Annotated in this window: 8 protein-coding genes and 5 tRNA genes; 5 read left to right on the top strand and 8 right to left on the bottom strand. The window is 71.7% G+C overall.

The genetic code is table 11. From position 1 onward, the window contains the following. Positions 1–114: 114 nt before the first annotated feature. From OP18_RS58215 to OP18_RS58220, 3 genes are all read right to left on the bottom strand, one after another. Positions 115–189: transfer RNA gene (locus OP18_RS58215), tRNA-His, on the bottom strand. A 15-nt stretch (positions 190–204) separates the two neighbouring features. Further along, a tRNA-Val gene (locus tag OP18_RS44370) sits at positions 205–276 on the bottom strand. A gap of 37 nt (positions 277–313) precedes the next feature. Next, positions 314–384 (bottom strand) — tRNA-Gln (locus tag OP18_RS58220). Between the two features lie 97 nt (positions 385–481). Here OP18_RS58220 and OP18_RS44375 point away from each other — a divergent pair. Next, positions 482–1,210, top strand: a complete 729-nt coding sequence (locus tag OP18_RS44375; protein ID WP_033365407.1) for a hypothetical protein — start codon at positions 482–484, stop codon at positions 1,208–1,210. An 8-nt stretch (positions 1,211–1,218) separates the two neighbouring features. Here OP18_RS44375 and OP18_RS44380 read toward each other — a convergent pair. The 5 genes from OP18_RS44380 to OP18_RS44395 all read right to left on the bottom strand — a co-directional run bounded on the left by OP18_RS44380 (position 1,219) and on the right by OP18_RS44395 (position 4,213). After that, positions 1,219–1,291: transfer RNA gene (locus OP18_RS44380), tRNA-Ala, on the bottom strand. A 12-nt stretch (positions 1,292–1,303) separates the two neighbouring features. Continuing rightward, positions 1,304–1,376, bottom strand: a tRNA-Pro gene (locus OP18_RS58225). Between the two features lie 358 nt (positions 1,377–1,734). After that, positions 1,735–2,205 (bottom strand): SRPBCC family protein, encoded by a 471-nt coding sequence (locus OP18_RS44385; RefSeq protein WP_033365408.1) that lies wholly within the window; start codon positions 2,203–2,205, stop codon positions 1,735–1,737. A gap of 188 nt (positions 2,206–2,393) precedes the next feature. Continuing rightward, the gene (gene murQ / locus OP18_RS44390) at positions 2,394–3,302 is read right to left on the bottom strand and encodes an N-acetylmuramic acid 6-phosphate etherase (protein WP_245635749.1); all 909 of its coding nucleotides are present in this window, start codon (positions 3,300–3,302) and stop codon (positions 2,394–2,396) included. Next, the gene (locus tag OP18_RS44395) at positions 3,299–4,213 is read right to left on the bottom strand and encodes a MurR/RpiR family transcriptional regulator (protein WP_033365409.1); all 915 of its coding nucleotides are present in this window, start codon (positions 4,211–4,213) and stop codon (positions 3,299–3,301) included. Before OP18_RS44395 ends, murQ begins: the two co-directional genes overlap by 4 nt. A 53-nt stretch (positions 4,214–4,266) precedes the next feature. Between OP18_RS44395 and OP18_RS44400 the strand changes: the two genes are divergently transcribed. From OP18_RS44400 to OP18_RS44415, 4 genes are all read left to right on the top strand, one after another. Continuing rightward, complete coding sequence (locus OP18_RS44400) at positions 4,267–5,250, top strand: N-acetylglucosamine kinase (RefSeq protein ID WP_211273866.1); 984 nt, start codon at positions 4,267–4,269, stop codon at positions 5,248–5,250. Positions 5,251–5,505: 255 nt separating this feature from the next. Beyond that, positions 5,506–6,918 carry an N-acetylglucosamine/diacetylchitobiose ABC transporter substrate-binding protein gene (gene ngcE / locus OP18_RS44405; RefSeq protein WP_211273867.1) on the top strand — a complete coding sequence of 471 codons (1,413 nt, stop codon included), beginning with the start codon at positions 5,506–5,508 and terminating at the stop codon, positions 6,916–6,918. A gap of 3 nt (positions 6,919–6,921) precedes the next feature. Beyond that, a complete protein-coding gene (locus OP18_RS44410) occupies positions 6,922–7,830 on the top strand; it encodes a carbohydrate ABC transporter permease (protein WP_033365412.1) in 909 nt (302 codons plus the stop codon). Positions 7,831–7,859: 29 nt separating this feature from the next. Then, on the top strand, positions 7,860–8,660 hold the full coding sequence (locus OP18_RS44415; RefSeq protein WP_081971634.1) for a carbohydrate ABC transporter permease: 801 nt from the start codon (positions 7,860–7,862) through the stop codon (positions 8,658–8,660). Positions 8,661–8,880: the final 220 nt, after the last annotated feature.

Here is an 8,880-nt window from a genome sequence, read left to right on the forward strand (position 1 = left end):
GCCGCGCCGGTGTTGGTCGTGGGTCCCGGTGTCGATCCGGGCACACCACCGTTATGAGCGGTGGCCGGGCAGCCAGCGCCCGTACCCACGGTGCTCCACAGCGGACGGCATCAAGGGCGATCGCCGGGAGTCGAACCCGGACCACCAGGGCCACAACCTGGAGTGCACAGCCGGTACACCACGAACGCCATGCAGAAAACTGCGTACCCGCGGAGGGATTCGAACCCCCAACAGTCTGCTTGTAGGGCAGAGGCTCTTCCGTTGAGCTACACGGGCGAAAAACCGAACTGAGCGACATCGACGTGCGGGAAAGCTGGGAGCGGAGGATTCGAACCCCCACAGCGAGGACCAAAACCTCGCGGCCTGCCGTTAGCCGAGCTCCCACCGGCCGTGGACACGGGTGCCGCCAGCTCGCGTTCGGCCAGATGGCGGCAAGGTACGGTATGCGCGCAGTCGCATCCATGAGGAGGCCGGGCACGCTGTGGATCATCAGGTCTGGTTCGTCCTCGGCGTGCTGCTCGGCAACGGCGTCGGGTGTCTGCTGGCCGTGTTCTGCCTGGCCCGGATGACCGACCGGCGCAGGACGACGCGCAGCCGGGTGCTGCTGGTGCTGATGGCGTCGTGGGCGCTGGTCGAGACCGCCCGCGACGACATGCTCTTCGTCGCCGCCACCGCCATCCACATGAGTGACTACCAGGTGCACTTCTTCCTCGCCCCGAGCATGGTGCTCACCGTGTTCGCGGTGGCGTTCACGTTCGGCGTCCTGTGGCTGGTCGCCAAGCACCCTCATCCGGTGTGGACGGCCGGCGCGGGCACGGCGGTCGGGCTGCTGCTGGGCACGATGAGCCTGCAGGCGGCGCTCGCCGGGCGCACCGGATCGGCGCTGTCGATCGGCGTCGCCGACTCGCTGGTGATCGCCGCCGGGCTGGGCGTCGCGACCGGCGTCTCGGTGTGGCTGGGGACCGGCGCCACCCGCCGCTCCGCCATCGCGACCGCGGTCGCGCTGCTGGCGGTCTGTCTGACGGTCGCGCAGTACCGGATCGCCGCCGTGGCCACGACGGATCCGTCCATCGTGGTCGACAGCGACGCCGGGATGGACCCGATCCAGCTGGGCGTGTTCACCGCGGTGGCGTTCGGGGTCCGGGCCATCATGCTCACCGTCATGAGCATGATCGAAGAGAGCGCCCCGGAGCCGCTGCCGCGGTCCTGATCGGCGGGTGGAGAAGCGGGGAATCGAACCCCGGGCCTTCGGTCTGCCGAACCGACGCTCTACCGACTGAGCCACAACCCCATGAAGCAATCGTCGGGAGCCGGGGAATCGAACCCCGCACTTCCTGGTCCCAAGCCAGGTCCGGTCACCAAGCCGGTCGCTCCCGAAACAATGCCATCCGCTGTGGAGTTGTCAATGTGGTGCCGTGTGCCCGCAGCGTGCTGGGGCGGATGCGGTACAAAAGGAAAACCGCCCGGTCCCTGTCGGGGCGGGCGGTCGGAAAGGGCCTGAAACTCAGCCTCTCCGCCGTCCCGCGGTGCGCATGGCCGGCATGGCGTGCGGGTGGGCCGCCGCGACCGGGGTCGTGGGCAGCGCAGCGACGGGCGCCGGCAGTTGCCGGGTCCGCGTGGCGGTCCAGTTCCTCATCGCGTGGCTCCTGGGTGATCGGGTGTCGTCATTGCCTTGCGCACTCAACGATAAGCGGGCGACCGCGGGTGGCAAAGCGATTATCGCCGGCGCGGACATCACGCGCGCGGCTCGACCTCGCGGGCCATGGCGCGCAGGGCCCGGCCGAAGCCGGCCCGGCCGACCGCCGACACGAGCGCGGGCGCCAGGCGGGTGAGCCGGTGCGGACGCACGACGACGTCCTCGAACCACACGACGTGACTGTGGCCGCCGGGCCGCGGGTGCACCTCGAACCACGCGACGCCGCGGATCGCCCGGCCGTGCTTGTCGATGTCGCAGCGGCCCGGGGCGTCGCCCGGCGCGTCGCCGGCGGGCGGCTGCCAGCGCACGACGGTCATCGGGTCGTCGAAGCCGAGCGGGCCGAGGCCGGAGCGGGCGACGAAGGAGGCGCCGACCCCGTCGGGGCGCGGCGTGGTGACGCGGACGGTCGTCAGCGGTGCCCAGTCGCCGTGCCGGGGCCAGTCCACGAGCGCCGCCCACACCGCGGTCGCGGGTGCGCGCACGTCGAGGGTGACGGTGAAGCTCGCCATCCGCCAATCAAAGCACGCGCACCGTGGGGACCACCCCTGAAGCCGTCCGCCGGTCAGTACACGCCTACGCCGAGGGCGGCCGCGAAGCCGTCCGCCGGTCAGTACACGCCTACGCCGAGGGCGGCCGCGAAGCCGTCCGCCGGTCAGTAGACGCCTACGCCGAGGGCGGCCGCGAAGCCGTCCGCCGGTCAGTACACGCGCACGGCGTGCAGGGCGCGGTGCACGACGCCGCCGGCCGCGCGCAGGGCCTGGCGGGCCTCGTCGACGTCGGCGCGGGTGAGCAGGGTCAGCAGGGCCACCTTCGCCTCGTCACCGGCGGCAGTGAGGGCCTTCTGGCAGGTGTCGGCGGGCAGCCCGGTCGCCTGCACGAGCATGCGGACCTGGCGGACCCGCAGCTTGGCGTTGCTGGCGACCATGTCGGTCATCAGGTTCGAGTACGTGCGGCCGAGGCGGATCATCACGGCGGTCGACAGGGCGTTGAGGACGAGCTTCTGCGCCGTGCCGGCCTTCATCCGGGTCGAGCCGGTGACCACCTCGGGTCCGGTGTCGACGGCGATGTGGATGTCGGCGTGCGCGGCCAGCGGCGCCTCCGGGTTCGCCGACAGCAGCACGGTGCGGGCGCCGCGGTCGCGGGCGGCCCGCAGCGCGCCGCCGACGAACGGGGTGCCGCCGCTGGCGGTGATGCCGAACGCGACGTCGCCGGCGGTGAGCGCCGCGGTGGCGGTGGCCGCCCCGGTGTCGGCGTCGTCCTCGGCGGCCTCCACCGCGTCGGTGAGCGCGCGCAGGCCGCCGGCGAGGTGGGCGACGACCCGGCCGGGCTCGACGCCGTACGTGGGACGCAGCTCGGTCGCGTCGAGCACCGCCATCCGGCCGGAGGTGCCGGCGCCGAAGTAGTGCAGCCGGTGCCCTGAACGCAGCGCGTCGACGCTGCAGTCGACGGCCTCGGCCAGGTCCGGCAGCACGGTGGCGACGGCGGTGGCGACGGTCGCGTCCTCGGCGTTGATGAGCTCGAGGATCTGCAGCGTCGGCAGCCGGTCGATCTGATGGGTCCGCGCGTTGCGTTCCTCCGTCGGGGCGATCGGGGGAGGGACGGTCACCAGGGGCCTCGTTCCGGTCGCACCCGACGGGCGCGCACGGCCTCGCGGGTCTTCTCCACGGCCGCCTTGGTCTGCGCGTACGTCTTCTGGGCGACCCCGACGAACACGCAGTCCACGACGGTGAGCTGAGCCAGCCGGCTGGCCATCGCCCCGGAACGGAACGTGGTCTCGCGGGCGGCGGTGGTGAGGGTCAGGTCGGCGATGCGGGTGATCGGCGACTTGGGGAAGTTGGTGAGCGCGACGGTCGTGGCGCCGCGCCGGCCGGCCTCGCCGAACGCCTCGATCGTGTCGGTGGTGGTGCCGGTGTGCGAGATGCCGATGGCCACGTCGCGCTCGTCCAGCAGCGCCGCGCTGGTGAGCGCCAGGTGCAGGTCGGACCAGGAGTAGGCGACCAGCCCGACGCGGTGCAGCTTCATCTGGAAGTCGCGGGCGACGAACGCGCTGGCGCCCACCCCGTAGATGTCCACCCGGCGGGCCGCGGCGACCGCGTCGATCACCCGCTGCAGGATGTCCAGGTCGAGTTGGGCGGCGGTGTCCTCGACGGCCCGGGCGTCGGCGAACGCGATCGTCTTGACGACGGTGGCGAGGTCGTCGGTCTGGCTGATGTCGCTGCCGGGCGCCTCGCCGGCGCCGCCGTCGTCCAGCGCCCGCCCGGCCTCGGCCGCCAGGCGCAGCCGCAGCTCCGGGTACCCGGAGAAGCCGATGGCCCGGCAGAACCGGATGACCGTCGTCTCGGACGTCTCGGCGCGTTTGGACAGCTCCGTGATCGTCAGCTGGGCGGCGGTCGCGGACTCGTCGGCGATGATCCGTCCGACGCGCTGCTCCGCCGGGGAGAGTGAGGGTAACAATCCCCGGATCTTCACCGCGGTGGACGTGGCCCCGCCCTCGGCGGGCGGCCGGCTCGGCTTCATGTGGGAAAGTTTCCGTTCTCACGACCTTTTCGTCAATGCAGTACGGTGTCCGGGTGCGCGTACCCCTGGTCGTCGGCGTCGACGCGGGCGCGACCAGCACCCGCTGCCTGGTCAGCACCGTCGACGGCACGGTGCTCGGCCGGGGCCGGGCCGCCGGGGCCAACCAGAACTCCAGTGGTGGCAGCCCGGCGCGGGCCCTGGCGGAGGCGCTCGGCGCGGCCCTGCGGGGCCTCGACCCGGCCGCGGTCGCCCTCGGGGTGATCGGCGCTGCCGGTGCCGCGTCGGCCGGCCGGGAGGAGGCGCGGCAGGCCGCGCGGGAGGCCTGGCAGGCCGCCGGGCTGGCCGGCGAGCCGCGCAGTGTCACCGACCTGGAGGTGGCCTTCGCCGCCGGCACGGGCCGGCCGGACGGGCTGCTGCTGCTGTCCGGCACGGGCGCGGCGGCGGTGGCGTTCCGCGCCGGCGTGCCGCACCGCCGCTGCGACGGGTACGGCTGGCTGCTCGGCGACGAGGGCTCGGCGGTCTGGCTGGGCCGCGAGGCGCTCCGCGCGGTGCTGTGCGCCCTGGACGGCCGCGGGCCGGCCACGCTGCTGACGGACCCGGTCACCGCGGCCCTGGAGGTGGCCGGGCACGCGGACCCCGACGAGCACGCCCAGGCGCTGATCCGGGTCGCGTACCGCCGCCCGCCGGCCACCCTGGGCCTGCTGGCGCCGCTGGTCGGCCCGGCCGCCGCGGCCGGTGACGAGGTGGCCGCCGGCCTCGTGGCGGCGGCCGCCGAGCGGCTGCTGCACGCCGTGGACACCGTGGCCCGCCGCGGCGGCCTGCCGCGCGGATCCCCGGTGGTCCTGGCCGGCTCGGTGCTGCTGACCCCGGGCCCGGTCGCGACGGCCGTGCGCGCCGGCGTCGCGGACCGGTTCGGCGCGCCGCCCGCCGAGGCGCGCGACGGTGCCGCCGGCGCGGCCGCCCTCGCCGTCGCCGCGCTCACCGGCGCGCCGGCCGGCGACGCCGTGCACGCCCGGCTGACCGGGGCGGCGGGGTAGCGCGACCGGCAACGATTTCGTCAATATTTCACCGGACGTTGCCCGGCGCGGTAGGTCCGCAAGCGCCCCGGCATCGCCGTATTTGGGCAGGTGGACAAGCGCGACGGGCCGCTCGGTGGCGGCACCGCGACGGCCGCCGGGGCTGTCCGGACGCCACTTGGCAGGAATCTTCCGACTCTTGAAAGTTCCGTTGGAAACCTTCATTCTCGTCATCAACGAGCGCCCCCTCGACCCCCCAACGAAGGAGCACGACGGATGAACACGCTGACCCGCAGGGGTGTGCTGCAGACGGCGGCCGCCGCCGGTCTGCTGGCCACCGCCCCGGCCGCATTGAGCGCCTGCGCCACGGGCGGCGGCAACGGGGACACCAAGACCGCCCAGGGCGACAAGAGCAACACCAACCCGCTCGGTGTCAAGGAGGACGCCGCCCTCGAGGTGGTCATCTTCAACGGCGGCTTCGGCGAGGACTACGCCAAGGCGCACGAGGCCATGTACAAGGAGCGGTACCCGAAGGCGGAGATCAAGCACTCCGCGACGCAGGAGATCAGCAAGACGCTGCAGCCGCGGTTCGTCGACGGCAGCCCGCCCGACATGGTCAACAACTCCGGCTCGGCGCAGATCGACTTCAACGGGCTCGTCTCGCAGAACGCGCTGACCGACCTCGCCCCGCTGCTGGACGCGCCGAGCCTCGACGTCGCCGGCAAGACCGTCCGCGAGACCCTGCTGCCGGGCGCGCTGCTGCCGGGCACCTACAACGGCAAGGTCTTCGCCCTCAACTACGCGTACACCGCCTACGGCATCTGGTACGACGAGAAGCTCCTCGCCGACAAGGGTTGGCAGTACCCGAAGACCTGGGACGAGATGATCGCCCTGTGCAAGACCATCAAGGCGGCGGGCATCGCGCCGTGGACGTACCAGGGCAAGCACCCGCGCTACATGAGCTGGCCCATCCTGTCGGCGGCCGCCAAGCTGGCCGGCCCGGAGGTCCTGCTCGCCATCGACAACCTCGAACCCAACGCCTGGAAGCACGAGGCGATCAAGACCGCCGCCGACGCGTACTCGCAGCTGGCCGTCGACGGCTTCATCCTGCCCGGCTCGGAGGGCCTGGACCACATCCAGTCGCAGACCGAGTGGTCGAAGGGCAACGCCGTCTTCATCTCCTGCGGCTCGTGGCTGGAGAGCGAGCAGAAGAAGGTCACGCCGCCCGCGTTCCGGATGGCGATCGCGCCGACGCCGAGCCTGAGCAGCGGTGACAAGCTGCCGTTCGAGGCGCTGCGAGGGACCGCCGGTGAGCCGTACATCGTGCCGGCGAAGGCGAAGAACGCCAACGGCGGCATGGAGCTCATGCGCATCATGCTGTCCAAGAAGGGCGCCGCGGACTTCATGAGGAAGACCTCCAGCCTGACCTGCGTCGCGGGCGCGGAGGAGGGCGTCGAGCTGCCGCCCGGCCTCACCAGCGTCACCAAGGCGCTCAAGGCGTCCGGCGACAAGGGCTTCAACTGGGTGTACAACTCCTTCTACCGCAAGCTGGAGCGCAACCTCGTCGACGCCGCCTGCGGCGACCTGTTCACCAAGCGGATCAACGCGCAGCAGTTCGTGGAGGCCTGCCAGAAGGGCGCCGACGAGATCGCCAAGGACACCTCGATCACGAAGTACAAGCGGAGCTGACGCATGCGGCACGGTCGGCGCCTGTTCGTGCTCACGTTCCTCGTACCGCCCCTGGCGCTGTACGCCGTGTTCGTCATCTCGCCCTACCTGCAGGCGTTCCAGATCTCGCTGACCGACTGGCGGGGGCTGTCGCCGACGTACGAGTACGTGGGGCCGGAGAACTTCGGCCGGCTCCTGCAGGACCACTACGTGTGGAACGCGCTGAAGAACAACGCCATCATCCTCGTGGCGCTGCCGATCCTCACGATCGTGCTGGCGTTGTTCTTCGCCTCGATGCTCAGCGTCGGCGGCCGGTCCGGCAAGGCCGGCGTGCGCGGGGTCCGCGGCGCCGCCTTCTACCGGATCGTCTACTTCTTCCCCCAGGTGCTGTCGGTGGCGATCATCGGCGTGCTGTGGAAGGAGGTGTACGCGCCGCGCAGCGGCATCCTCAACGGCTTCCTGCGCGCCGTCGGCCTGGACAGCCTGGCCAGGCCCTGGCTCGGCGACCCGGACCTCGCGTTCTGGTGCGTGCTGGCGGTCATGGTGTGGAGCAACGTCGGGTTCTACGTCGTGCTGTTCAACGCCGCCATGCAGTCCATCCCGAAGGAGATCTACGAGGCGGCGATGCTCGACGGCGCCGAACGCGGCGAGACCCTGCGCAAGATCACCGTGCCGCTGCTGTGGGACACGATCCAGGTCGCGTGGGTGTACCTGGCGATCCTCGCGATCGACGGCTTCGCCCTGGTGCAGATCGTCACCCTGGGCGGCCCGGGCAACAGCTCCGACGTCATCGGGCTGCGGTTGTACGACACGGCACTCGGCGAGTTCAAGTTCGGCTACGCCTCCGCGATCGGGGTCGCGATGTTCTTCCTGACGCTGTCCATCGCCTTCGTCGCGCTGCGCCTGACCCGCCGGGATCGGATCGAACTGTGAAGCGTTCCCTCAACGTCTTTTCCCACACCATGCTCGTCGGCTGGGCGGTGCTCACCACGTTCCCGCTGCTGTGGGCGGTGCTCAGCGCGTTCAAGGACGACAACGAGATCCTCAGCAGCGCGTGGAGCCTGCCGTCGAAGCTGCGCTGGGACAACTGGAGCCGCGCCTGGACCGAGGCGAACATCGGCCGCTACTTCCTCAACACCGCGATCGTCGTCGCCGGCGCCCTGGTGCTCACCATGCTGCTCGGCGCGATGGCGGCCTACGTGCTGGCCCGGTACACCTTCCGCGGCAGCCGCGCCGTCTACTTCCTGTTCGTCGGCGGCATGATGTTCCCGGTCTTCCTGTCGCTGGTCCCGCTGTTCTTCGTGGTGAAGAACCTCGGCCTGCTCTCCACCCACCTCGGCCTGATCCTCGTCTACACCGCCTACTCGCTGCCCTTCACGGTCTTCTTCCTCACCGCGTTCTTCCGGACCCTGCCCACCGAGGTCGCCGAGGCGGCGATGGTGGACGGCTGCTCGCACTGGGGCCTGTTCTTCCGCATCATGCTGCCGATGGCCCGGCCCGGGCTGATCAGCGTCGGCATCTTCAACCTGCTCGGCCACTGGAACCAGTACGTGCTGCCGATCGTGCTCATGCAGGGCGAGGGCGCCGAGCACAAGTGGGTGCTCACCCAGGGCCTCACCGCGCTCACCATCAACCAGGGCTACGCCGGCGACTACAGCGCCCTCTTCGCCGGCATGGCGATCGCGATGCTGCCGGTGCTGATCCTGTACCTCGTGTTCCAGCGCCAGGTGCAGTCCGGCCTCACCGCGGGGCACCTCAAGTAGGCCCGGCGCGCCCGACGGGGGCGGCGCGCCGGCGCTTCCCGGACGCCCGCCGGTGACCGGGTCACCGGCGCGGCGCCCAACCCCTACGATCACCGGATGACCACGGATGCCCCCGACAACCCGGCCGAGCCGTCCCCGGCCCGCCCGGTCGCCGACGCGGTGCGTCGCCGGCTCGCCCGTCCGGGTCCGGCCACGCCGGGGTTCTGGCTGGCGGCGGCCC

The organism is Dactylosporangium aurantiacum, from assembly GCF_000716715.1.
Lineage (GTDB): Bacteria > Actinomycetota > Actinomycetes > Mycobacteriales > Micromonosporaceae > Dactylosporangium > Dactylosporangium aurantiacum.

Excerpts from the sequence above, each read along its gene's own strand:
- OP18_RS44415 (WP_081971634.1), top strand. The coding sequence starts at position 7,860 with ATGCTCGTCGGCTGGGCGGTGCTCACCACGTTCCCGCTGCTGTGGGCG.
- OP18_RS44410 (WP_033365412.1), top strand. The coding sequence starts at position 6,922 with ATGCGGCACGGTCGGCGCCTGTTCGTGCTCACGTTCCTCGTACCGCCC.
- OP18_RS44395 (WP_033365409.1), bottom strand. The coding sequence starts at position 4,213 with ATGAAGCCGAGCCGGCCGCCCGCCGAGGGCGGGGCCACGTCCACCGCG.
- OP18_RS44385 (WP_033365408.1), bottom strand. The coding sequence starts at position 2,205 with ATGGCGAGCTTCACCGTCACCCTCGACGTGCGCGCACCCGCGACCGCG.
- ngcE (WP_211273867.1), top strand. The coding sequence starts at position 5,506 with ATGAACACGCTGACCCGCAGGGGTGTGCTGCAGACGGCGGCCGCCGCC.